Genomic DNA, 24,499 nt, shown 5'->3' on the forward strand with positions numbered 1-24,499 from the left:
GGGGGATTGTCTTCCGTCTCGTCCGGTCTAAAAGAGCCCGGGGTACATTCCTAAATACACCATGCCCAGGATACCTACCACCAGACCGTACAACAGCAGCGGAATGCAGTTGCGTCGGATGAGCAGGCCTTCCACACCGGCCAGGCCAACCGTGGCGCAGGCGGCAACAATGTTGTGAATGCAGACCATGTTACCCATGGCTCCACCCACAGCCTGCTGGGCGACCACAAGGGTCTTGGAAATGCCCAGCGTGGAAGCAATGCCGTACTGGAAGTCGGCAAAGAGCAGGTCGGAAACGGTGTTCGATCCGGTGATGAAGGAACCGAGAGCGCCAACAAAGGAGGCGAACATCGGCCAGCTGGACCCCACAAGGGCTGCACAGGCTTCGGCCATGGACAGCGGCATGGACGGCGCGCCAATGGTGTTGTGCGCCGACTGCTTGAAGATTTCCACCAAAGCAACGGCTGCGAGCAGCGCGATGGCGGGGTTCTTCATGCTCTTGAAGGTATCGGTCCAGGCTTCCTTGACCTTGGCGGCAGGCATCTTGTGCAGAAACACGGTCAGCACCGCGACCAGGGCAAACGGAATGGTACCAGGCAGGTACAGAGGTTTCATGGAGAAGTTGACGGTTTCAAAGCCCAGGATATGGTGGAAGCTGATTACCCAGGCGGAGACCATGCCCTTGAAAGGCAGATCGTTGATGCGGGTAAGCACCAGGATGATGCCGATGAGCACGTACGGCAGCCAGGCGCGGAACTGGCTCATGTGAGGCTTGTATTCCTTGCCTTCCTCAGGCTTGATGCTGCCGGTCCAGTCGGCTTCCCAGGTGGACTGGGGACCGAAATCCCAGGTGTCCTCAGGCAGAAACCAGCCCTGCTTGGCCGCATAGATCACGGCAGCGGTGCCGAGCAGCCCGCCCAACAGGGAGGGGAACTCCACACCAATAAGGAAGGCGGTCAGTACATAAGGAACTGCGAAGCATGTCGAAGCGAAAAGGGAAAACTTCCATGCGCCAAGTCCTTCGGTCCACGATTTGTTGCGGCCGAAGAAGCGGGTGAGAAGCATGTTGGTGAACAGGGGAATAATGAAGATCATGGGCAGATGCAAAATGGCCGACCATTCGCCCACGTCTTTGAGAAATACGCCAAAAGAGGCCAGTCCGTCGGCATGTCCCGAGGCGATGGCGCTTTCCACAACCGGTTTGAGGTTTTTAAGGCCGAACCAAACCGGAGTTCCCACCGCACCAAAGGTGACGGGGAAGGAGTTCAGGACAAGACAGACCATGGCCGCGGCCAGTGCGGGAAATCCCAGACTGAGCAGCAGAGGTGCACAAATGGCGGCAGGCGTACCAAAACCGGCCGAACCTTCGATGAAGGCCGCGAACACCGTGGCAATGATGATCACCTGCACCCTGCGGTCACGGCTCAGCCCATGGAAACCATAGTTGATGGTCTCCATGCCGCCGCTGTCACGCATAGTGTAGAGGATCAAGATTGCACCGAAAACGATGATCAGCACGTTGATGGCTCCACCGAAACCTGCAAGAGTTGAAGCTACAACAAACATTACAGGCATTTTCCAAAAAAGGACGCCGAAAACCGCAGTTACAAGCCATGCCAAGGGCATTGCCTTCGTCGCAGGCCAACGCATCCCCACCATCAGCACCAAGGCCAGTGCAATGGGCACCAGCGCCAAGAGCGCAAGGACTCCAATAGACATAGGAACCACTCCTTACTCGTTCGGGTTACTTCCAACCATCCCTTGGGGGCGATCCAGGACAGACCACCCTTCCATCGACAGATAAAAAACCCCGCCCGCACTGACGGGCCAGACAATGCGAGCGGGGGGGATTACAAGTTACTCGGCAGTAGCCGGGTTGTGCTTGGACAGGTATTCCAGGGCCTTGAAACGCCTGTCGTAGTCTTCCTCAATTTCCGAGCGCAGGCGCTTGGATTCTTCGGGGAAGAGTTTCTCCAGCAGGCCGTAGCGGTTTTCGCCGCTGAGGAATTCCTGCAGGGTTCCGTCGGGAGCCTTGGAGTCGAGGGAGAGAGGATTCTCGCCCTTGTCGGCCAGCTCGGGGTTGTAGCGGAACAGCGGCCAGTAGCCGGAGTCCACGGCCAGCTTTTCTTCCATCTGGGTCTTGCCCATGCCTTTGCGGATGCCCTGGTTGATGCAGGGAGCGTAGCAAATGACCAGGGAAGGACCGGGGTAGGCTTCAGCTTCGCTGAAGGCCTTGAGCAGCTGCTGCTTGTTGGCACCCATGGAGACGGTGGCAACGTAAACGTAGCCGTAGGTCATGGCCATGGCGGCAAGATTCTTCTTGCCGGTCTTTTTGCCGGAAGCGGCAAACTTGGCGATGGAGCCGAGCGGGGTAGCCTTGGAGGACTGACCACCGGTGTTGGAGTACACTTCGGTATCCATGACCAGGATATTGATGTCTTCGCCAGAAGCCAGGACGTGGTCCACTCCACCGTAACCGATGTCGTAGGCCCAACCGTCGCCACCGAAGATCCAGAAGGACTTCTTGCCGAACAGGTCGTCCATGGAAGCGATTTCTTTCAGCAGTTCGTCGTCGGCCTTGGCAAGCTCGGCCTTCATGGTCTTGCCGAACTCAACGGACTTGTCAGCGTCGTCCTTGTTGTCCAGCCAGCCCTTCATGGCTTCGCCCAGTGCACCGTCAACACCCTTTTCCAGTGCCTTGGCGACCAGGTCTGCCAGCTTGGCGCGACGATGATCGATGCCCATGTTCAGGCCAAAGCCGAACTCGGCGGCATCTTCAAACAGGGAGTTACCCCAGGCAGGACCGTGACCGTTGCTGTCTGTGCAGTACGGAGTGGTCGGAGCGGAGGCACCCCAGATGGAGGAGCAGCCGGTGGCGTTGGCAATAACCATGCGTTCGCCGAACAGCTGGGTAAGCACCTTGACGTACGGGGTTTCGCCGCAACCAGCGCAGGCACCGGAGAATTCCAGGTGAGAGGTCTGGTACTGGCTGCCCTTGACCGTATTGCGCTTGAACAGATCGCCCTTGTTGGAAACCGTCTGGCTGAAGTCGAAGTTGGCGACTTCCTTGGCGGCTTCTGCGGCCTGAGGCTGCATGACCAGGGCTTTTTCCTTGGCAGGACAGATGTCGGCGCAGTTGCCGCAACCGAGGCAGTCCATGGTGTTGACCTGGATGCGCAGCTTCATGCCCTTTACTTCCTTGCCCTTGGCTTCCAGAGTCTTGAAGGACTCGGGAGCACCGGCCAGTTCCTCATCCGTGGCGAGCACGGGCAGGATGGCGCTGTGGGGGCAGACAAAGGCGCACTGGTTGCACTGGATGCAGTTTTCAGGAATCCACTGCGGGACGTTGATGGCCACGCCGCGCTTTTCGTACTTGGAAGTGGACAGGGGAACCAGTCCGTCGGCAGTGAAGGTGCTCACGGGCAGTTCGTCGCCCTTCTGAGCCAGCACCGGACGGGCAATGTTCTTGATGTAATCGGGCTCGTCCGCAACAACAGCCGCGGTTTCGTCCTTGGCGTCCTTCCAGGAAGCAGGAACATCGATTTTGACAAGGTTGTCAGCAGCCTGTTCAACTGCAGCGATGTTCATGTTGACAATCTTGTCACCCTTCTTGCCGTATGCCTTCTTGATGGATTCCTTCAGGTAGGCAACAGCGTCATCAAAGGGAATGACTTCCGCCAGCTTGAAGAAGGCGGTCTGCATGATCATATTGATGCGTCCGCCCAGTCCGACGCTGGCAGCGATCTTGACTGCGTCGACGGTGTACAGGCGGATATTCTTTTCAGCCAGGACGCGACGCATGGCAGCGGGCAGCTCGGATTCCATCTGATCGACGGTCCAGGGGCAGTTCAGCACGAACACACCGCCGTCCTTGATGCCTTCCAGTACGTCGTACAGGTGCACGTAGCTGGGGTTGTGGCAGGCCACGTAGTCGGCCGCGTTGACCAGATAGGTGGACTGGATGGGCTGCTTGCCGAAACGCAGGTGGGAAACCGTGATGCCGCCGGACTTTTTGGAGTCGTAGGCAAAGTATCCCTGAGCGTACAGGTCGGTCTTGTCACCGATGATTTTAATGGCCTGCTTGTTGGCGCCAACCGTACCGTCGGCACCCAGTCCCCAGAACTTGCACTGGACAGTGCCTTCGGGAGTGGTGTCGGCGAAAGGAGCAACGTCCAGAGACAGGTTGGTGACGTCGTCTTTGATACCCACGGTGAAGTGGTTACGGGGAGTGGCGGCAGCCATGTTGTCGTACACGGCCTTGACCATTGCGGGGTTGAACTCCTTGGAGCCCAAACCATAACGGCCGCCGACAACCGGCAGATCCGAACCCTTTTCACGCAGGGCGGTGCACACGTCCAGGTACAGCGGCTCGCCGTGCGCGCCGGGTTCCTTGGTGCGGTCCAGAACGGACAGGCACTTCACCGTCTTGGGCAGAGCGTCGAGCATGGCTTCGGGAATGAAGGGACGATACATGCGCACCTTGACCAGACCGACCTTTTCGCCATTGGCGTTCAGGCGGTTGACCACTTCTTCGATGGTCTCGCAGGCGGAGCCCATGGAAATGATGACGCGATCGGCTTCGGGATGTCCGACGTAGTCGAACAGGCTGTATTTGCGACCGGTCAGTTCGCTGACCTTGCGCATCTCTTCCGCAACGATGGCGGCAAGATTATTGTAGTAGGGGTTGGCGGCTTCGCGACCCTGGAAGTAGATATCCGGGTTCTGAGCCGTACCACGAATCTGAGGATGTTCGGGATTCATGGAGCGGGCACGGAATTCGGCGATCTTGTCGAAGTTCACCAATTTCTTCATGTCCGCGTAATCGATCATCTCGACCTTCTGGATTTCGTGCGAAGTCCGGAAGCCGTCGAAGAAGTGCAGGAAAGGCACGCTGGATTCGATGGCCGAAAGGTGAGAGACCAGGGCCATATCCATGGCTTCCTGAACCGAGTTGGAGGACAGCATGGCAAAGCCGGTCTGGCGGCATGCCATAACGTCCTGGTGGTCGCCGAAGATGGACAGGGCGTGGGCGGCAATGGCCCGGGCAGACACATGGAAGACACCGGGAAGCAGTTCACCGGAAATCTTGTACATGTTGGGGATCATGAGCAGCAGGCCCTGAGAGGCAGTGAAGGTGCTGGTCAGTGCGCCTGCGGCCAAAGAGCCGTGGACGGCACCGGCAGCGCCGGCTTCGCTCTGCATCTGCTTCACATTGACCTTCTGGTCAAAGATGTTCAGCTGACCTTGGGCGGCCCATTCGTCGGCCAGTTCGCCCATGGTGGACGACGGGGTGATGGGATAGATGGCCGCAGTGTCGCTCATTGCATACGCAACGTACGCAGCAGCAGTGTTGCCATCGATGGTTTTCATGGTTTTCGCCATTTCCCAGTTCTCCTTGGGTTTTATTGAGGTGTCTCTTCGCGGCCCCGCTATTCCCCGCCTTTTACGGATCCGCGACGTTGCGCTATAGAATCAACATTCATGCCAGCCGAAAAGAGCAGAAACAAAGCTAATGTTTACAGAACATTAACAAGGTCAAGCTATTTTAACAGGTTGGCAGTGTCCCATTGGCGTCCGTTTTTTCAGACAATCCGCCCAAAACGGAAAAGCCGATGCAACAGAATGTTTAACGCAATGTGCGGTTCCCGGGGATATATAAGGGCCGTCCGTTTTTCCGGGATTCACGAACAGCAAGCGTCCGCCTCGTCTTGAGGCCGGCGTCCTATTTCCAAAACAGCCCCCCAACATGGTGGCATGCCGGAAGACAGAATACGGCGGAAGAACTTGATGGTTGAGGTTGAATCTTCTTTTTCGGATCGCAGGTCTTCCGCTGGTTTGCGCCCTTGCGCACCGTGTCCGAAAAATCAGACGCACAAAACAACAAACTGAAACTTCAAATATTCATGTCGTGCTTTTTGAGCAGCGCATACAAATGCGACCGCGACAGCCCGGAGAGCGCCATCATGGTAGCCAGATCACCGTCTGTGCTCCGAATCAGCTCCTTGAGGTACTCGACTTCCGCCAACCCCTTGAACTCTCTGAGTGTCGGCATATCCTCGTGGAACACACACATGGTGGAATGCATGGACTCCGTAAAGCCTTCTTCCGGCTTTTCGTCCATGGCGGTTCCTCCGGGGCGTGTTCCGCCCCCGATTCCTACACCGGGGAGTCCACCGTTATCCTCCCCCTGCCCGCTTCCATCCTCGGCAAACTGGGCCTTGGCGACCTTGATCCGGATATCGCGGGGCAGATGCATGGTGTAAATGGTCTTTTCCCCCTGCGAAGCGTAGTAGGCCCGCTCCAGAACATTGAACAGTTCCCGGACATTGCCGGGCCAGTCGTAGCTTTGCAGGGTGGGGATGAAGTGCGAATCCATGCCTTTAATCGGCATGTGGTTGTGTTCGCACAACTCCGCCAGATGGTGCAGGGTCAGGTGTTTTATATCATCGAGGCGCTTGCGCAGAGGTGGCAGGTTCAGGTGTACGGTCTTGAGGCGAAACAGCAGATCGCGGCGGAATTCGCCCCTCTCGACCATGGCTTCAAGATCCCTGTTCGTCGCGGAGATCAGCCTGAAATCGCTGTGAATCTCCTGGGTGTCGCCCACGGGACGGAACCTGCGCTCCTGCAGCACGCGCAGGAAAGCCTTCTGCATGTCCATGGGCAGTTCGCCAATCTCGTCCAGGAAGAGGGTTCCCCCGTCTGCCTGGCGCACAAGCCCTTCGTTATCTTGATGTGCTCCGGTAAACGCACCCTTTTTGTGGCCAAAGAGGATGCTCTCCACCAGGGAGCCGGTCATGGCGGCACAGTCCACAACCACAAAATTATTCTGCGCCCTGGAGCTGTTTTTATGGATGGTGCGGGCGAATAATTCCTTGCCGGTGCCTGTCTCGCCTGTAATGAGCGCATTGGAAGCAGACTGGGCAGCCTGGGCAACCAGGTCAAAACAGGCGCGCAGCGACGGGCTGCGTCCGACCACGCCTTCCAGGTCCAGGGCAACCGCTTCGTTGGAAGCCGCTTTTTCCTTATGATATTTGATGGCCCGCCCAAGCGTGAGGCTGATCTGCTTGATGGATGAAGGCTTGAGCAAATAGTCCCAGGCGCCTTCGCTGATAGCCAGCTCCGCACCGTCGGGATCGCCCTGTCCGGTAAGGATGATGACTTCCGGAGCGTCGGGCAGCTTGCGGATTTCCGGAAGAATGCGCAATCCGATGACGTCGGGAAGATTGATATCCAGAAAGACGACGTCGAACTGCCGACCGGACAGCAGTTCTCTTGCACGTTCCAAACTGCCCGCGGAATCACAGTCGTAGGTCAGCCTGGTAATCAGACTTTCCATGGTTTCGCAGACCTGGCGGTCATCGTCGATGATAAGGATGCGGGACACTGGATCAACCCCTCGAATTCAAAGGAGAATGAGTGACTAAAACCTGCCGGATGGCATCGGAGAGAATCAGCTTGTTGTAGGGCTTCTGCACTACCATGCGTATGCTTTCCAAAGCCTGGGCTCCTTCCACCGCCTCGTCACGCCCCGTTACCAGAATAACAGGCAGATGGGGGTTCAGGCTGGCCACCCGCCGCACCAACTCCAGCCCGTTTATTCCGGGCATGTCATAGTCTGTAATCAGCAGATCGAAATTTCTGGGATCGGCTTCCAGGCGGAGTAACGCCTGGGCCGGACTGCTTTCCGCCACCACGCTGAAGCCGAGGCTTTCCAGCACTCGCGGCGTGGTTTCCATCTGGTCGGCATCGTCTTCCACAAAGAGAACGCGTTCCCGGCCCACATACAGATTGTTGCGGGGCGCTATCTGGTCGGCATTCTGAAGGGACACGGGCAGGTACACCCTGAAGACCGTGCACTTTCCCGGCTCGCTGGCAACATCCACCGCCCCTTTGTGCGCCTTGGCAATGCCGTGGACCACGGCCAGTCCCAACCCAGTGCCTTCGCTCTTGCCCTTGGTGGTGAAAAAAGGATCGAAAATCTTGTCCAGCAGAGACGAATCTATGCCCGGCCCATCGTCGGCCACGTCCACCCGGTAGAACTCGCCCGGTTCCACGCCCAAAACCTCGGCCCGGATAGGCTCCACTGTCTCGCTTTCCAGGCTCACTCTCAGGGTGCCTCCCTTGCTGCGCATGGCCTGGAAGGCGTTTGTACAGAGGTTCATAAGCACCTGGTTCATCTGCGTGGGGTCGGCCCAAACCATGTGGGGGTGTTCGGAAATGGTCCGTACCACCTCGATATTTCCGGGCATGGAGGCTTCCACAATGCCCAGGGCCTCGCGCATGACCTCGCCCAGGTCCGTGGGACGAAATCCTTCCTGACTGGGACGGCTGAATGCCAGAATCTGTTTTACCAGACGGCTGCCGCGATGTGCGGCCCGCAGTGCCCTTTCCAGATCCTTGCCTGTCAGGGAATTTTCCTCAATGTCGCCCAAAGCCAGTTCGGTGGAGTTGATGATGGATGTCAGCACGTTGTTGAAATCATGGGCAATACCACCGGCCAAAGTCCCGATGGCTTCCATCTTCTGCGACTGCAGCAGCTGTTTTTCCAGGCTGGTTTCCCGGGTGATGTCCTCGGCGGTGCTCAACGTACCCACGACATTTCCGGCCTCGTCGTAGAGCGGCACTTTGTTGATTTCCAACCAGACGAGTTCCCCCATGGTATTGAGCACCTGCCGCCGCACCCGGAGAATGGCCGTGCGTGTATGCATAACCTCACGGTCGGTACGAGCCGACCAGTCCGCGTATTGGGAGTCGCGCTTGAGGTTGTAATCCGTGGTATGGACGATGCTCTGCACGCTCTCCACACCAAAAAATTCGGTAAAGGCGCGGTTGGCTCCAAGGTACCTCTGGTGTGCGTCCTTCCAGCAGACAAGCTGCGGGATGGTATCCATAAGGATGCCCTGAAAGGAAAGCTGCTCCTTGATCTTGCGCTCCACCTGCTTGCGCTGGCGGATGTTGACCACCAGCAGCACCAGGCTGCTTCCCAAAACCAGAATGAACACGCCGCTGGTCCAGACAATCTCCTTGGGAAGCTCATAGAAGGCAGGAGGTGCATTGATTATCTGGCTGCCCTTGGGAAGCTGTTCCTCTTTGATTCCCCACTTCTGAAGCAGATTGTAATCGAAAACATATCTGCCCTGCGGCGCGGTAACCACGGGAATGTCGGCCGCTTTTTCCCCACCCAAAATTCGCAGGGCGAGTTTGGCCGCGGCTTCGCCGTGCTTCACTCCGTCCAGAAGCTTGCCGCCCACGCTTCCGTAGCCGAGCAGGAAACGCCAGTTGCTGTAGATGGGGACGTTAGTGTGACGGGACACTTCCCTCTGCACCAGATCGGCCGAAGAATACTGTCCGTCTATTTTCTGATAAAACGGAATAAAGAAAAGAAATGTATCTCTGGGAAGATTCTCAACGCCTTTCAACAACTTGTCGAAACCGAACTGATCCCAGAATTCAAAGGACAGGCGCCCACGGAAAGGCGGAATGGCCGCCTCCACCTGATGGCGGATGGCACGCCCTGTAGTGGAATTGTCACCGATGACCAGGATGTGTTTCTTTTCCGGGTGCAGACGCAATGCCAGATTGAGGGTATCCTTGATGTCGAATTCCTCGACCACCCCGGTAACGTCCTTGCCCCGCACTTCGGCCAGATCCAGGTCGTTGACTCCGCAAAAAACGAGGGGAACCCCAGGCAACAACGTCTCCCCGTATTCCATCAAAAAATTGAAAGCGTCATTATCCGTAGCAATAACGACATCGAAATGTTTGTCTTTGAACTTATACGTATAAAGGTCCAGCAGGCGCTCGCGCATCTCGTCGCTGCCATAGCGCTTGCTGTCCATATACTCGATGTGAAGATCGATGGCGTAGGGGCTCTTCTCCAGCACGGTGCGGATACCGTGCATAATATCGTCAGACCACCTGTAGCCGTTATGGTAGGAGTTGAGCACCAGCACGTTGCGCTTTTCCTTGGCCCATGCGGGGGAGGAGAAGAGCACCAGTGCCAGGAGAAGATGTAAAGACAAACAAAGCTTTTTCATGAACAGGATAACCCGCTGTTGTGCGCTTAAAAGCAAAACACAAAATCCATGTCCGAAAATTCAGACATTGGTTGTGCACTCAATCGCCCCTCTTTGACAAGTAGCAAAGTGCAGTCCACCCACCTCTTTAGGACATGTTTTTCGCTGTTTTTACCCGTCAAAAAAAACCACAATTTCAATTTATCCCTGTTTTTACAAGGCATTACTTGGCTTGCACCTTCGATAAAATAATCTTGCAGTACCCAAAAAAATTTTTTTCATCATGCAGTAGTTTTTTCGAGATGCCAGCTTTTCTTGCGTCCATTTCCTTCCTTTTTATGCCAAAAGCTGGTGGACGTGCCCCTGAGGAATCTGCCATTGTCCTTGCGCATGAACGATACGCCCCCTCAATGCAAACCAAACAGGCCGCAAACGGCTGCCGACTCCCACGTCGGATATAGCAAAAGTCAGGCCACGCCATTCGATATTTTGGAATTCGCCCACGCCACAATTGCGGACCATCTGTTCCCCGGAGATTTGTCCGTGGATGCAACAGCGGGCAACGGACACGATACGCTTTTTCTTTCCCGCCAGGTGGGAACGGACGGACTGGTCCTGGCCTTTGACGTCCAGGAAACCGCCCTGGCATCCACCCGGAAACGGCTGGCTAAAGCCGGGTGCCCGGATAACGTGCGCCTCATCCACCAGGGGCACGAAAGCCTCGCTCTCCACCTCGATGCCCTCAAAAATGAGAATCCAGACGTTCCGCCTCTGCGGGCCGTCATGTTCAACCTCGGTTACCTGCCGGGAAGCGACAAGTCGCTGACCACGAAGCCGGAAACCAGCCTTTCCGCCTTGCGGCAGGCCTTGGACGCACTTGCCCCGGGGGGAATATGCTCGCTGATGCTGTACACCGGACACGCAGGAGGAAGGGAGGAGGCACAGGCGGTTCTGGAACACGTGGAGCAACTGGACATCAAGGCATTTCGATGTCTTCGCAGTGAAGTGTGCAACAAACCGGGAAGCCCGGTCATATCACTTTTGGTATGGAAAAGATAATTCCGGCAGGCCGACGAACCACCGCTTTCAACTCCTGTGGAGCCGGACGGAGAAAAATCGGCCCCAAGGAGTCCCGCAAAAGCCCCGGTCTTTAAAACTCGGGCAGGGAAAAAGGATGCTTGCGGCGGATGCAGGCACCGCAAAACAAGCCCAAAAGAGACATCCCAAAGGCCAGCCACCATGTTCTGAAAAAGTTGTGGCCGGAGATGCAGGTGACGAGATAGGCGAGATAGCCGCCCCAGATCATGGCGGTCATTTCCCAGTACAACCGCTGCTCTCTGTCCGCGGCTGCTGCAATCCCCTTCCGTATCCTGGCATATCCCCATGCCAGGGGGCCGAACAGCGCCACCATGGCCGCAACAAATCCCACAATGCCGAGTTCGCAAAGCAGTTGCAGGTACACATTATGCGGATGCGGGATATCCTGCCCGTTGATAGCGGCAACCAATCCCATGGAGTTGAAGGCCGGGTTGAAGGCACTGACGCCTGCGCCAAACCACGGGTGGGCTCGAAAGACATCCAGGGCCAGGCCCCACAATTCCCAACGCGGGTCCTGGGCGACAGCTTCCAAATGCATCCGCTGCGGCCCGAAAAACATGGCCAGCCCGCCACCCACCAGCACTATCAAGACCAATCCGGCCAGAGAGCGCATGGAAACCTTGCGGAAAACCGCCACGGACAGCACGGCCAAAGCGACTGCAAATCCCAGGTAGCCGCTTCTGGTCTGGGAAAACAAAAGCAAAAACAATCCGGGAAAAAGAAGGCCCAGACAGACACTCCAGCGCAGGACGGATTTCCAGGCGCAAGGCAAAAGAAATCCGAGCCCCATGGCAGGAACAAGGGCCATAGCCATGTAGTTGCCGACACGCGGTGTACTCATGGAACCGGTGAGTCGCCCGGCATAGATTGCGGTGCCCTGTATGAAGTCCACGCCGGTGGTGTATTGGTACATCCCGTCCAGCCCCTGCGCAAAAGTCGCCAGAATAAAGACCAATACAAAGCGTTTCAGATCGCGGCCATCCCGTACGCACTCCATGGCAATGAGGGGAAAGACAAAGCCCTGCCGCAGGTTGGGTGCCATAACGTCCCAACTTTCCAGCGGCGCAACCGAATGGACGGTGTTCACCAAAATCAGCAGAAAAAACACCAGCCACGCCCAGGCCAGGGGGAAACGGCGCAAGGCCGAGTTGGACCAGTTCCAATAATAGTATGGAACCAGGCTGATCAGTGCGATAATAGAGCCTGCCTCGCGAAAGCTATGACCAAAAGGAAAGAGCAGCATGCAAAGCAAAAAGGCCCAGTACATCAGGCCGTGCGCTATCCTGGCTCCTTGTTCGGGAGGAATGGAACGGACGAATTGCAGAATTTTTTCTCGACGGACGTGTGGCATGCGGCTCCTCATAACTTCTTTGCAAGGTGTATGCGAGGAGTTGTGATCGGTCAATGTACAAGCCCCATCAACGACTGATTTGAAGCGGTATTCGTCTCTTGTACCGGCTTTTCTCCCACTCTTTTCCGGCCGGAGAATGCCAGGCAAAAAAGGACAAACCGCCGCCTTCATCCGGCTCGTAGCGGGCAGAAAAATGAAATAATTTTCCTAAAAATACACAAAGGACATGCCGCAAAAACATGTCCTTTCAACCTCCAGAACTGCCCGAATTTCGCAAGCTTTCCTTAGCTGGAGGGAACAGCCTCCTGCCTGGTCCGGGCCAAAAGCTTTTCAATCAGCTTGGGATCATCAGCTATTTCATTTTTATAATAAAAACTATATATCAAAGAAGATTCTCTCACACTCTTCCTCATTCCTTCATCAATTTTGTCAGCCCATTGGCACATTCGTATGGCAAGCGGCTTCAACCCACACCAGGGCTTGCTCCAGCCACGCTCCCCCGGTATACGTTCAGGGAGTACTCGACACGAGCTGTAAGGGACGACACGGCCGCTGCAAAACATATAGCTGCGAAATTTGCTGCATGGCAAAAGCCCGTCGACCCCACACATTCATAAAATACCGCAATCCGGGAGCCTGCAATGCGTAGGTCGTTCTCCATTTTTCTGCTTCTCCTCATGGCTCTTTGCCTGCCCTCCCTGCCGGGGCAGGCCCAGAACTCCGCAACGCCGCCAAAGGCTGCGTCCGCCGAAAAAAGCGAGACCACCTGGAAAACCATGGTGGAAGGCATTGAGCACGACATCTCCCTGCGCGACGCCAGTGTGCAGCGCATCGAGCAAGCCTTCCCGGAAATGCGCGACGACCTTTATTACGGCCTGGCAAAAGCCAGCAACCGCCTGGACCAGCTGACCCTGCTGCATGGAGTTTCGGGCAGCACGCCGTGGGCCTACAGAACCATTCTCATCCAGCTCGACTCCCTGAAACGGTACGTGCAGCTCAAGATGGCCCCACTCTGGAAGGCCCACAACAAAATCAACCAGATCAAGGACGACTACCACGCCATCCGCAATATCCGTTTGCGCCAAAAAAGCTCGAACCTGGACGTGCTGGTCTCGCCTTCCATGGCCAATGCCACGGCAGGTTACCGCGACCTCAAGCACAGCGTAAAAGATATAAAAAATGACATAAACGACGCCTTAAGCAAAGGCGATACACTGCTGGCTGCCATTGCCGACGACCGTAACGCCACCTTGCAGATATATTTCGATGAGTTCCGGCGGTACTACTTCGCCCCGGCCCCAAGCCTCTTTACCCGGAGCGGCCTGCACGACATGGCGGATGAAGCCATGCAGTGGGCCGACAACATGCCCCGCTTCTGGTATCCGCTGCTTGTCTGGGTACATTGGGAAAACTTCCTGCTCTATTTCGCCTTCTGTTCCCTGGCCCTGTGGGCCGCCGGGGCCATTGTTCTGCAACGGTTGCGCGAACGCCTGCAAACAGCCAGCGGCCACCACATTGCAAAACGAGGCGGCTGGGTCCTCATTTCCCTGGGACTGGGGCTGGCAACGTCCCTCTACCTGACCTATTTTACGGGCAACCAGGCGACTCATCTGGCCTGGGTGGATATGGTCGCGCTGGGAATGATCATTCTCACCAACAGCATCGTCAAAGGCGTGTCGGGCATGGAGTTCAGCCGCCCCAGCCAAAATCCTCTGACTCTGCTGTTCGCACTGATGGTGTTGGGCGACCTCATGCACATATTTATTGTTCCGGCCGCCTGCCTCACCCTTATCTGGCTGCCCGCCATTGCGCTGGCTTTTCTGCGCATGCGCAGCATTGCCCGCACCAACAAAATCCCCCTGGACCGAGGTCTGGCCCGCGTCTCCACACCTGTCCTGGCCATTTTTGGGGGGCTGGCCCTGTTCAGTTATCCCGCAGCCAGCCTCATACTTACCCAGATATGGTTCATGGCGTTGCTTACCTTCATGCTCTGCGCCATGCTCAAAAAATTCTTCAGTGTCCGTACCCAATTGGCCCTGAATGCACAAAAAGCGCAAAAAGAGACCGCAGAGGCTTCCGAAGCACCCATTTCAACTTTCTCATGCGGTCCTATCGGCCCGACCAGACCTCTAGGCACTCCAGCGCTCCTGGAAATGGCCTATCCTTTTACGGTGACAATCATCGTCTACCTGTTCCTGGGCTGGTCCCTGATCTTTGCCGGAGGGAGAGGGTTTGCATCCTGGGTGCTGCGCCAGAACATCGATGTAAGCGGAGTGCACATCTCGCCTCGCTCCATCATCGTCATCCTCGCCCTGTTTTTCTTCACACGCATGGTCATCGGATGGATGGTCAGCTTTTTCGAGGAACTTCCCCGACGCGGCGGCAAATTCAATCCGGCCCTGGCCCACACTTTTGCCACAACAGTCTCCTATCTTTTCTGGGTGCTCTACATCCTGGTGAGCCTCAACCTGCTGGGCGTTTCCCTTTCCGCCCTCACGTGGATCGCCTCGGGCCTGTCCGTGGGCATCGGCTTTGGCATGAAAGACATCGTCAACAACTTCGTCTCCGGGTTGATCATCCTGTTCGGCGGGTCCATCAAAAAAGGCGACGTGCTCCAGCACAACAAGATGATCGGCGAGGTCACGGACGTATCCGTGCGCAACACCACCATCCGCACCCTGGACAACACCATGGTCATCATCCCCAACTCCAGCTTTCTCAAAGGGGATATTTCCAACTACAGCTACGGCGACACCACCATCCGCGTCACGGTGCCGGTAACTGTCATTCCCGGTTCCAAACGCAACAAGGTCACCAAGCTGATGCTCAAGGCGGCCAAAAAACATCCGCTGGTCATCGATAATCCGGAACCGCAGGTGCTGTTCAAGGGATTCGGGCAGCTTGGCCTGGACTACCACCTGTACGTATGGGTGCGAAATTTTCAGGACATGTACCCGGTGCAGTCCGACCTGACAGACACCCTGGACACCCAATTCCAGGAAAACAAGGTTCAGGTTGCCTTCCGCACAGTAAAGACCAAATACAAGGTCAAAAAGAAAGAGGAAGACCTGGGCGTGGTTCTGCGCGCCAAGCGCAAGGAACTCTACAAGCTGGTGAACGAACGCAAGCGCAACCTCAACAGCAACCTGCGCAGACAAAACCCGGACAAACAGACGCCCGACGCTTGAAAAGAGATTCGAGCCTTTGTCAGCAGGCTGAGCCCATCGGGCTGTTCTTGACTCGTTCCAACGGGACGTTATGATGCGCGTCGAATGAATACTACAGAACTTTCCATAGTCATCAATGTGGACGACCTCGGACTGCACCCCGCTGTGCAGCGGGCCGTGGCCGACCTTGCCGCGCGCGGTATGGTCACTTCCACCACCCTGCTGGCCAACGGCCCGTTCTTTGAACAGGCCCTGTCCCTGGCCAAGGACATGCCCGAGGTGGGCATAGGCGTGCATTGCAACGTGTTGCGCGGACGTCCGCTTTCGCAGACCAAGCAGGTCTCCTCCCTGGTGGGGGAAGACGGGCTGTTTCTGGGCAGCTACCCGGCCCTGTTCGCCCGCTACATGTCCAACCGCATCGACTACCAGCAGCTGGCCGGAGAATGGCGGGCCCAAATCCAGCGTGTTCTGGATGCAGGTATACGCCCCACCCATCTGGACAGTGAAAAACATACCCATGTGTGGCCCGCGTTCATGCGCGTGGCACAGCAACTGGCGGAGGAATTCGGCATCCCGTGGATGCGGCGTCCCAAGGAATGCTCGCCGCTCACACGACTGGACAAGCCAGGCATCCGCTGTTCATTTCTTAACGTCTGCGCCTCGCTGCACAGACGCCACCAGAACGTTGCCTGGCCCGACACCATCTGGGGCATAGCCGACCAGAAGGACGATTTGCGGCCCGAGGCATTGGACCGCCACCTCGCGGCCTGGACAACCAAAGCAGACAAAAAGAACTCCGCGCCCCTCGTGCTGGAAATCTGCTGCCACCCCGGCCTGCCCGCGCAGGACGATCCGCCCCTCCCCTCGGAATTCGGGCGCATGCGTGTGGACAAGCAATGGAACGCGGAGTACCAAAACCTGGCTCATGCAGACTGGAAAACAATTTTCAGCCGTCACAACGCGCGGCTGGTTCACTACGGGCAGCTCTGCCCCCGCACAAGGAAACCAACCAATGTCCAAGACTCCAGCATCTGATTCCACGCAGCAGCTTGGCGAAAACGCCCCCGTGGAGATCAGTATTGTCACTCCCATGCACAACGAAGAGCTGTGCATCCGCGAGTTTCACGCCCGATTGAGCGGTGTGCTCGAACAAATGGACCTGAACTACGAAATTGTTCTGGTCAACGACGGTTCCACGGACAGTACGGAACAGATAATGCGCGAACTGAGCGCCGCCGATCCGCACCTCAAGTGCGTCATGCTTTCCCGCAACCGTGGGCAGTGCACGGCCATCTACGCCGGGCTGCAAAGCTCCACGGGCGAATACGTGGTCATCATGGACGGCGATCTGCAGCATCGGCCCGAGGAAATACCGGCCCTGTACGCCGAATGCCGCAAAGGGTTCGACCTTGTCTCCGGCACACGGGAAAAACGTACGGAATCTTTGGTTCTGCGCCGTCTGCCCAGCCTCATTGCCAACTATCTGATGCGGGCCACCAGCAAATGCGACTGCCACGACATGGGCGGCATGTCCATACTGCGCGGCGAAACCGCCCGTTCCCTGCAGCTGAGCGAAGGCCAGCACCGTCTGCTGCCCGCCCTGGTGCATATTTCCGGAGGAGCCATCTCCGAGGTACTCATCCAGGCGCCGGAACGGTTTGCCGGAGCAAGCCACTACGGCATTGCCCGTTCCGTGGACGTGCTCTTCGACATCATCATGCTCTGGTTCCAGACCTCGTTCAAACAGCGTCCGCTTTATCTGTTCGGACGTCTGAGCCTGGTCCTTTTCGGACTGGCCAGCCTGACCATACTCTGGCTGCTGTATGAAAAACTCGCCTTGGGCGTGCACATGGGCACCCGCCCGCCGTTCCTCGGGGCAATCCTGCTCTACATCGCTTCCCTGGCCTTCATGTCCACGGGCTTTACTCTGGAAATTCTCGGCAACATCCGCGACGGTGTGCTGGGCAAAAAGCCCTATAGAATACGGGAAATAGTACAAAGCAAAAAGTAGTTTTCAGGCAGTTTTGGTCCGGCCTGCATATTTTTATGTAAGCAACGGACAATTTCAGGGGCGACTCATTTCACTTCTGGAGGATCAATGAAACCGCTACATCTTTCTGTTTTCAAAGTATTGGCGTTTTCCCTTGTGCTGTTGGCAGGCTGTTTTTTTACGGACTGCGCCCAAGCAGGCGGCAAGGATGATCCTCTAATTTCAGCCGCACCTCTGCCAAAGGTTGTCATTGTCGCCACGGGCGGCACCATCGCCGAAAAGGTCGATCCGAAAACCGGCGGGGCAGTCCCGGCCCTGACCGGCCAGTCTCTTGTGGAGGCGGTTCCTCAGCTTGCTAAAATTGCAAGCATCGAGGTCGTTGAATTTTCGAACATCGACAGTTCGCATATGACTCCTGAAATATGGGCCAGATTAAGCAGCACCGTGGCCAAACAGTTGGCAAGACCGGAAGTAAAAGGCGTTGTGGTTACTCATGGTACGGACACCATGGCCGAAGGCGCATATTTTCTGGATCTGACAATTGCAAGCGATAAGCCGGTGGTTTTCACTGGCGCCATGAACGATGCCTCAAGTCCTTTTCCTGACGGTCCCGGCAACCTGCTTAACGCCGTAACTCAAGCCAGTTCACCCAAGGCCGAAGGTTGGGGAGTAACCGTAACACTCAACAACTATATCAACTCGGCCAGGGCAACACGCAAAACCCAGACCACCAACGTACAGACCTTCAAATCCGGCGAACGCGGATTTTTGGGCTATATTTTCAATGGTCAGATCCAGCGTTTCAACAAACGCCCACCGCAAATTACACTGCCTGTTCCCAAGACCCTGCCAAAGGTCGTCTATCTTGCAACCTACGCCGGAGCCGATGGGTCCCTTGTACGCCATGCCGTGGACAACGGAGCGCGGGGACTGGTGATTGACGGACTTGGCTCTGGCAATGTGAATGAACCGACCTATGAAGCGATCCGTTACGCTTTGTCCAAGCATATACCTGTGGTCATATCCACCGTGGTAAATCATGGCTCGGTGGAGCCGGTTTATGGCGGCAAGGGCGGAGGCAAAACTCTTGAAAAGGACGGATGCATCCTGGCCGGAGATCTCGGCGGCAACAAGGCCCGGCTGCTGCTTATCCTCGGGATTGCACACTACGGTGCGGACAACGCCGCTCTAAAAAAACTGTTTGCCCAATAAAGCCTATTGGGAAGACTGACGCGAAGAGTCGGACCGATTTACCATGCATAATGGAATAACGTGGTAAATCGTCATTCGGCTGAAAGCATGCGGACAATACGGCCATAACCAAGTGGCTGCAGATACACGCGCCGATAGTCAAAGATTATCAAAATGTTTTGGCAGGGTGTGGGCAGCGTGTTGTAGCGTGCAGCAATTGGCTGTTTCAAGTGTCCGAGCAGACAACACCCGCCCAGCGCATACAGCGCCGTCCTGCGCTCCCGTGCATAACGCGAGTATTAAAAACTTTTGCCTTAATTTCTGAACGACTATCACCAAAACGCCTGCTTTATAGGTCCGCATCACGGCATCAATCAACAGCCCATTGTCCTTGGCCGTTCGCCACGGTCTTTTTTTCAGCAAAGGAATCTTTGATTTCATCCCATTGAGCGCCGCGTAAAGCTTATCTTCTTTGCATTGCCATCCTCCAGAAAAGAAAGAGGCAAATCAGAATCTGAACATCCAAACCACCTGGGCCGAATTAACATTAATGAAAGCGGTCCTTGACGAAACCCCTTTTCCGAGGCTACTCATACCGTTCCATTTTTACAAATTTGTCCTACGGAGGATTTTTCATGGATACAGTGCTGTACATTGAAGGCGACGGAATAGGACCTGAAGTCTGGGCCGCCGCCCGGCCCGTGATCGACGAAGCCGTCTCCAAGACCTACACCGACGGCCGCAAGCTGGAATGGCTAGAACTGCTGGCCGGACAAAAGGCCTTTGACCAGACCGGCGACTACCTGCCCCAGGAAACCCTGGACGCCCTGGCCTCCGGCACCATCGGCATGAAAGGCCCCCTGCAGACTCCGGTCGGCGGCGGGTTCCGCAGCCTCAACGTGACCATGCGCCAGGTGCTGGACCTGTACGCCTGCATCCGTCCCATCCGTTACTTCAAGGGCATTGAATCCCCGGTCAAACGTCCCGATCTGGTGGACATGATCGTCTTCCGCGAAAACACGGAAGACGTCTACGCCGGTATCGAATGGGCTTCCAACAGCCCGGAAGCCAAGCGCCTCATCGAATTTTTGCGTGATGAAATGAAGGTGGACGTGGACCTGGACGCAGGCGTCGGCATAAAGCCCATGACCTCCATGCGTTCCAAACGTCTGGTGCGCAAGGCCCTGCAGCACGCCGTGGACAACAAGCTGCCCAGCGTGACCCTGTCCCACAAGGGCAACATTATGAAGTGCACCGAAGGTGCGTTCCGCGCCTGGGGCTATGAAGTGGCGGCCGAAGAATTCGCCGAAACGGTCATGACCGAAACGGAAGCCGGAAACGGCGGTTCCAAGCCGGTCATCATCAAGGACCGCATTGCCGACGCCCTGTTCCAGAACGTGCTCATGTACCCCGAGCAATACAGTGTGATCGCCACCACCAACCTGAACGGCGACTACATCTCCGACGCACTGGCCGCGCAGGTCGGCGGCCTGGGACTGGCTCCCGGCGTCAACATGAGCGACCAGATCGCGCTTTTCGAAGCCACCCATGGCACCGCCCCCACCATTGCAGGCAAAGACATGGCAAACCCCGGCAGCCTTATCCTGTCCGGTGCCATGATGCTGCGCCACATCGGCTGGGGCGAAGCCGCCGACCGCATTGAAAACGCCATTGAAACCGTTATTGCCAGCAAGAAGGTCACCGTGGACCTGGCCAGTCAGATCGAAGGTGCAACCACCATCGGCTGCAAGGCTTTTGGGGAACAGATTCTGGCGAATTTGTAAGCCTCAGGCTGCTGATAAAGACACGATAGCTACGTCCCGTCCCGGACTGCCGCAAATGCGGGAGCGGGACGGGATTTTTTATGCACTCCTCACGCGCCGTTCCCTCCCGCGTCATCTTCAAAAGCCCGCATCAGACGAAAAATAAATCCAGCCGTATTGCCAAATACCGAGCAAAGCCTTAATTTTTAGCTGTTCACGACCAGATGTTTTCCGTTGGGACGGACCCGCTGCAACCCTGAGAACAAAGGATTGGCATATGAGTGAAAAGATGGAATGCGCCACCTGGCTCAATGAAGTCGATTGGGACATGATCCATGAAGACGCCGTGACCATGTACCTGGAATGGGGCAACAACAACTTCAAGGACACTTTGCGCAGGCCTGTTGTCAGCGGCGACGAATACTCCATCTACTTTGTGGTGGATACCTGGGACGCGCCCAAGGTCAGCCTGCTCAAGATGAATAATTACGGCTCCACGGTTCTGTGCGAAAAGAAACTGCCCGAAGACCTTGCCAAACGGTTCATGGAATCCATCGGCAGCTTGCGCGGCATTCATGAGCTGAACGACGAGGTCAAGGACTGGCTGAAAAAGGAACTTGGAGCGTAATTCCTTTTCCCGTCCACTCTCCTTCGAAAAAAAAGCCCCCCTCCGCACAGTGCAGAGGGGGGCTTTCTATTTACTCGTATTCGGGCTTTTTCAGCAGCCGTAGCCTTATCCCAAAATAGCCTTCAGATCCTCATCCGGAGTGGAAATGGGCTTGATGTCGTAGTTTTCCACCAGGAAGTTGAGCACGTTGGGCGTAAGGAACGCAGGCAGCGTGGGGCCAAGACGGACATTCTTGATGCCCAGGTGCAGCAGGGTAAGCAGAATGGCGACGGCCTTCTGTTCGTACCAGGAAAGCACCAGAGAGAGCGGCAGGTCGTTGACACCGCACTCGAAGGCATTGGCCAGGGCCACGGCAATCTGAATAGCGGAATAGGCGTCGTTGCACTGCCCCACGTCCAACAGGCGGGGGATGCCGCCGATGTCTCCGAGCTGTTTGTCGAAAAAGCGGAACTTGCCGCAAGCCAGGGTCAGCACCACGGTATCGGCCGGGGTCTTTTCCACGAATTCCGTGTAGTAGTTGCGGCCGGGCTTGGCTCCGTCGCATCCTGCCACCAGAAAGAAGTGGCGGATGGCTCCCGCCTTCACGGCCTCGATAACCTTGTCGGCAACGGACAGAACCGCGTTGCGGGCAAAGCCGGTGAGCACTTCGCCCTTGCTTGTGTCTTCGGTAAAGCCGGGCAGCGCCAGAGCACGTTCGATAACAGGCGTAAAGTCCTTGTCTTCACCAATATGCGCCACGCCGGGCCAAGCGACCAGGCCGGTGGTGAAGATATTCTCCATATAGCCGGGCTGGGGCTTCTGAATGCAGTTGGTGGTCATAAGAATGGCCCCGGGAAACTCGGCAAACTCTTTTTTCTGATTCTGCCAGGCGGTGCCGTAGTGGCCGTAAAAATGACCATACTTTTTCAGTTCCGGGTAGCCGTGGCAGGGCAGCATCTCGCCGTGGGTGTAGATGTTGATGCCCTTGCCCTCGGTTTGCTGCAGCAAAAGCTCCAGATCACGCAGATCGTGGCCGGAAACCAGGATGGCCTTGCCCTGGCGTGCGCCGAGCGGAACCGGAGTGGGCACGGGGTGGCCGTACTTTCCTGTGTTGGCGGCATCCAGAAGTTCCATGGCGCGCAGGTTGATTTCTCCACACTTGAGCACCCTGCCGACCCAGTCTTCCAGACCAAGATCGGTACGCAACGTCTCGGCCAACCCCTGCATGATGAATTCATAGACTGCGCCATCTTCCTGCCCCAGAATGGCGGCATGGTCGGCATAGGCGGCAACGCCCTTGATGCCGTAGATGAGCGTCTGCTTCAGGGCCTTGATGTCCGCGTCCAGCTCCGGGTCGTTGGCAACGCCGTGGGCCTCCCCCTGGGCAACCATGCCTTCCACATCGGAAGCCGGAACCATGTCGGCGGGACCACCCGGCGAAACATCGAGCCCGGCCTTGATGTCGTCGCGGAGACGGACGGTCTGTCCGATAAGTTCGACAAGTCGTTCTGGATCGAAATCAACGTTGGTAAGCGTGGAAAAGACCGCCTTGCTTACAAAGCGTCCCAATTCCACATCCTGCGCCTTGTCCGCTTGCAAAGCGACCTCGGACAGGCCCTTGAGAAGATGGACAAGCAAATCCTGCAGAGCGGCAACATCGCGCTTTTTCCCGCATACGCCGCTCTTGTCACAACCGGTTCCATTGGCAGTCTGTTCACATTGGTAGCAAAACATGGTTCCCTCCCTTGGGTTTCACGCGTTTTTTTCGTAACGTCGGCCCTACAATGGCGGGAAACGGTTCTTACGACTTTGACTTGAGTCAACTCGCCCCCCAAAAAAAGAAAGTTCCACAAGGGATACCATATGCAGACGAAAGCAGTCATCGAAAACATGGATCTGTTTAAAGGCCTTTCTGAAAACGGGGTGGACAAGCTGAACCGGGTGGCCGTGCCCATGAAGGTCGGCAAGGGACAGGCCATTTTCGAGGAGGGGCAACCCGCCAAAGGATTTTACGCCATCGGTTCGGGCCGGGTGAAGATTTACAAGAGCTCTCCTGCCGGACGGGAGCAGATTCTGCACCTTATGGGCGCTGGTGAGGTGTTTGCGGAAGTGGCGCTGTTTGCAGGCCGGGAGTATCCGGCTTCGGCCATGGCAATGGAAGACTCCGAACTCCTCTTTTTTCCCAAGGATGCCTTCAGCGCCATGCTGGCCGGGGACCCGGAACTGGCAGTGAATATGCTGGCCCTGCTTTCGCTGCGCCTGCGTGCCTTTACCGTACAGGTGGAAAACCTGAGCCTGCGCGAGGTGCCGGGACGCTTGTCCGCGCATTTGCTGCTGCTGGCGGGCGAAACAAAAGACGAGGTGCGGCTGGACCTTCCCAAGGGGCAGCTGGCCGCCCTGCTGGGAACCATCCCGGAAACCCTCTCCCGGGTACTGCGCAAAATGGATGAGGAAGAACTGATACAAGCCGACGGCCCCGCAATCCGCCTGCTGGACAAGGAATCGCTGCGCCAGCTCGCTTCCGGGGAAATGCGGCTCTAGCCAACAAAAAAAGACAGCTCACTACTTAGTTTTTCTGTACAAAAACAATTAAATTCCGGATGCTGCAGTAAACAAAATTTGCATTTTATGGAGGTGATTGTGGATTGGTGGCTTCTAAAACAGCTTCGCTCAATGGTCATTTCAGACCTAAAAAATTTTATCCCACCTGATTATTTTGAACAAAAAAAAGACCACTTTCAAATAACCAACCAGTTGCAAAATTCGGATTATATATCAAAGGAACTACGTTGGGGTTTTTTAGCAGGAAAAATGGGAAAAGACCTTTTTTTCAATGAAACTCCAATTATGTCGGCCCGACAAAAATCTGCATCAGAAGTGCTCATGAACCTTGGTCTTCTTGCCGAAGCAGAGGCTGCAAGATTAGCATGTGAAAGTTGTCAGCACTTAGCAGATACCAAAAAAATTTTGATTACCAACCCAGGCGAGGTTGCTAGTCAAATTCAATCTGAACAAATTCCAATATTAGAAGAAAATATAAAAGGCGCTCTACAGCTCTATATAAATCATCTAACTCCACAAGAGGCCGTCCCTTTTTGCGAATTGTTAAATCCAAAGGATTTAACAAAGAAAAAAATATGGAATATAAATTTCAACAAAATCGTAGAATTCATACTAAAAAGAGTGGATTTAATAATAATCGGCGTAATAATCAGCTTACTTGGTCTTCTACTAGCAAAAAAATTTAAATTAATATAATTTTTTATTTAACATCAAACTCGGCCATTCAAATATACCACCATAAATAGTGTCAATA

At 55.8% G+C, this 24,499-nt stretch carries 16 protein-coding genes; 9 read left to right on the forward strand and 7 right to left on the reverse strand.

Features of this window, described 5'->3' with window-relative positions; all coding sequences use genetic code 11:
* Positions 1–27: 27 nt before the first annotated feature.
* The 4 genes from ACI0FJ_RS06885 to ACI0FJ_RS06900 all read right to left on the reverse strand — a co-directional run bounded on the left by ACI0FJ_RS06885 (position 28) and on the right by ACI0FJ_RS06900 (position 10,022).
* Positions 28–1,719: an L-lactate permease gene (locus tag ACI0FJ_RS06885; protein ID WP_424300871.1), complete on the reverse strand. Its 1,692-nt coding sequence runs from the start codon at positions 1,717–1,719 to the stop codon at positions 28–30.
* Positions 1,720–1,857: 138 nt separating this feature from the next.
* Positions 1,858–5,382 (reverse strand): pyruvate:ferredoxin (flavodoxin) oxidoreductase, encoded by a 3,525-nt coding sequence (gene nifJ, locus ACI0FJ_RS06890; RefSeq protein ID WP_424300874.1) that lies wholly within the window; start codon positions 5,380–5,382, stop codon positions 1,858–1,860.
* A gap of 511 nt (positions 5,383–5,893) precedes the next feature.
* Complete coding sequence (locus tag ACI0FJ_RS06895; RefSeq protein WP_424300877.1) at positions 5,894–7,384, reverse strand: sigma-54-dependent transcriptional regulator; 1,491 nt, start codon at positions 7,382–7,384, stop codon at positions 5,894–5,896.
* 4 nt (positions 7,385–7,388) lie between these two features.
* Positions 7,389–10,022 (reverse strand): ABC transporter substrate binding protein, encoded by a 2,634-nt coding sequence (locus ACI0FJ_RS06900; protein ID WP_424300880.1) that lies wholly within the window; start codon positions 10,020–10,022, stop codon positions 7,389–7,391.
* A 372-nt stretch (positions 10,023–10,394) separates the two neighbouring features.
* Here ACI0FJ_RS06900 and ACI0FJ_RS06905 point away from each other — a divergent pair, with 372 nt between their 5' ends.
* The gene (locus ACI0FJ_RS06905; protein WP_424300883.1) at positions 10,395–11,075 is read left to right on the forward strand and encodes a tRNA (mnm(5)s(2)U34)-methyltransferase; all 681 of its coding nucleotides are present in this window, start codon (positions 10,395–10,397) and stop codon (positions 11,073–11,075) included.
* Positions 11,076–11,166: 91 nt separating this feature from the next.
* Here ACI0FJ_RS06905 and ACI0FJ_RS06910 read toward each other — a convergent pair whose 3' ends face one another.
* Positions 11,167–12,465 (reverse strand): O-antigen ligase family protein, encoded by a 1,299-nt coding sequence (locus ACI0FJ_RS06910; RefSeq protein WP_424300886.1) that lies wholly within the window; start codon positions 12,463–12,465, stop codon positions 11,167–11,169.
* A 641-nt stretch (positions 12,466–13,106) separates the two neighbouring features.
* Here ACI0FJ_RS06910 and ACI0FJ_RS06915 point away from each other — a divergent pair.
* The 4 genes from ACI0FJ_RS06915 (at position 13,107) to ACI0FJ_RS06930 (ending at position 18,834) form a co-directional block, all read left to right on the forward strand.
* A complete protein-coding gene (locus tag ACI0FJ_RS06915; protein WP_424300889.1) occupies positions 13,107–15,653 on the forward strand; it encodes a mechanosensitive ion channel family protein in 2,547 nt (848 codons plus the stop codon).
* 84 nt (positions 15,654–15,737) lie between these two features.
* Positions 15,738–16,667 (forward strand): ChbG/HpnK family deacetylase, encoded by a 930-nt coding sequence (locus tag ACI0FJ_RS06920; protein WP_424300892.1) that lies wholly within the window; start codon positions 15,738–15,740, stop codon positions 16,665–16,667.
* Positions 16,645–17,643 (forward strand): glycosyltransferase family 2 protein, encoded by a 999-nt coding sequence (locus tag ACI0FJ_RS06925; RefSeq protein WP_424300895.1) that lies wholly within the window; start codon positions 16,645–16,647, stop codon positions 17,641–17,643. The genes ACI0FJ_RS06920 and ACI0FJ_RS06925 overlap by 23 nt, the downstream gene beginning before the upstream one ends.
* A gap of 87 nt (positions 17,644–17,730) precedes the next feature.
* Positions 17,731–18,834, forward strand: coding sequence for an asparaginase (locus ACI0FJ_RS06930; protein WP_424300897.1), 1,104 nt, complete (start codon positions 17,731–17,733; stop codon positions 18,832–18,834).
* Between the two features lie 138 nt (positions 18,835–18,972).
* Here ACI0FJ_RS06930 and ACI0FJ_RS06935 read toward each other — a convergent pair whose 3' ends face one another.
* The gene (locus ACI0FJ_RS06935; protein WP_424300900.1) at positions 18,973–19,254 is read right to left on the reverse strand and encodes a hypothetical protein; all 282 of its coding nucleotides are present in this window, start codon (positions 19,252–19,254) and stop codon (positions 18,973–18,975) included.
* Between the two features lie 194 nt (positions 19,255–19,448).
* On the opposite strand from ACI0FJ_RS06935, the gene icd reads away from it, so the two are divergent.
* Together icd and ACI0FJ_RS06945 are read left to right on the forward strand one after the other, a co-directional pair.
* Positions 19,449–20,597 carry an NADP-dependent isocitrate dehydrogenase gene (gene icd, locus ACI0FJ_RS06940; RefSeq protein WP_424300903.1) on the forward strand — a complete coding sequence of 383 codons (1,149 nt, stop codon included), beginning with the start codon at positions 19,449–19,451 and terminating at the stop codon, positions 20,595–20,597.
* A 256-nt stretch (positions 20,598–20,853) separates the two neighbouring features.
* Positions 20,854–21,204: a DVU0772 family protein gene (locus tag ACI0FJ_RS06945; protein ID WP_424300906.1), complete on the forward strand. Its 351-nt coding sequence runs from the start codon at positions 20,854–20,856 to the stop codon at positions 21,202–21,204.
* A gap of 105 nt (positions 21,205–21,309) precedes the next feature.
* On the opposite strand, the gene hcp is transcribed toward ACI0FJ_RS06945, so the two are convergent.
* Positions 21,310–22,917: a hydroxylamine reductase gene (gene hcp, locus ACI0FJ_RS06950; protein WP_424300909.1), complete on the reverse strand. Its 1,608-nt coding sequence runs from the start codon at positions 22,915–22,917 to the stop codon at positions 21,310–21,312.
* 129 nt (positions 22,918–23,046) lie between these two features.
* Between hcp and ACI0FJ_RS06955 the strand changes: the two genes are divergently transcribed.
* Together ACI0FJ_RS06955 and ACI0FJ_RS06960 are read left to right on the forward strand one after the other, a co-directional pair.
* Positions 23,047–23,724, forward strand: a complete 678-nt coding sequence (locus tag ACI0FJ_RS06955; RefSeq protein WP_424300912.1) for a Crp/Fnr family transcriptional regulator — start codon at positions 23,047–23,049, stop codon at positions 23,722–23,724.
* A 99-nt stretch (positions 23,725–23,823) separates the two neighbouring features.
* A complete protein-coding gene (locus ACI0FJ_RS06960; protein ID WP_424300915.1) occupies positions 23,824–24,441 on the forward strand; it encodes a hypothetical protein in 618 nt (205 codons plus the stop codon).
* Positions 24,442–24,499 lie beyond the last annotated feature (58 nt).

The organism is Desulfovibrio sp. 7SRBS1, from assembly GCF_049723905.1.
Lineage (GTDB): Bacteria > Desulfobacterota > Desulfovibrionia > Desulfovibrionales > Desulfovibrionaceae.

What these genes read in the sequence shown, in the direction of transcription:
- hcp (WP_424300909.1), bottom strand. Translation starts at nt 22,917, where the DNA reads ATGTTTTGCTACCAATGTGAACAGACTGCCAATGGAACCGGTTGTGAC.
- ACI0FJ_RS06955 (WP_424300912.1), top strand. Translation starts at nt 23,047, where the DNA reads ATGCAGACGAAAGCAGTCATCGAAAACATGGATCTGTTTAAAGGCCTT.
- ACI0FJ_RS06925 (WP_424300895.1), top strand. Translation starts at nt 16,645, where the DNA reads ATGTCCAAGACTCCAGCATCTGATTCCACGCAGCAGCTTGGCGAAAAC.
- ACI0FJ_RS06945 (WP_424300906.1), top strand. Translation starts at nt 20,854, where the DNA reads ATGAGTGAAAAGATGGAATGCGCCACCTGGCTCAATGAAGTCGATTGG.
- ACI0FJ_RS06935 (WP_424300900.1), bottom strand. Translation starts at nt 19,254, where the DNA reads ATGAAATCAAAGATTCCTTTGCTGAAAAAAAGACCGTGGCGAACGGCC.
- ACI0FJ_RS06915 (WP_424300889.1), top strand. Translation starts at nt 13,107, where the DNA reads ATGCGTAGGTCGTTCTCCATTTTTCTGCTTCTCCTCATGGCTCTTTGC.
- ACI0FJ_RS06920 (WP_424300892.1), top strand. Translation starts at nt 15,738, where the DNA reads ATGAATACTACAGAACTTTCCATAGTCATCAATGTGGACGACCTCGGA.
- ACI0FJ_RS06930 (WP_424300897.1), top strand. Translation starts at nt 17,731, where the DNA reads ATGAAACCGCTACATCTTTCTGTTTTCAAAGTATTGGCGTTTTCCCTT.
- ACI0FJ_RS06885 (WP_424300871.1), bottom strand. Translation starts at nt 1,719, where the DNA reads ATGTCTATTGGAGTCCTTGCGCTCTTGGCGCTGGTGCCCATTGCACTG.
- icd (WP_424300903.1), top strand. Translation starts at nt 19,449, where the DNA reads ATGGATACAGTGCTGTACATTGAAGGCGACGGAATAGGACCTGAAGTC.
- ACI0FJ_RS06910 (WP_424300886.1), bottom strand. Translation starts at nt 12,465, where the DNA reads ATGCCACACGTCCGTCGAGAAAAAATTCTGCAATTCGTCCGTTCCATT.
- nifJ (WP_424300874.1), bottom strand. Translation starts at nt 5,382, where the DNA reads ATGGCGAAAACCATGAAAACCATCGATGGCAACACTGCTGCTGCGTAC.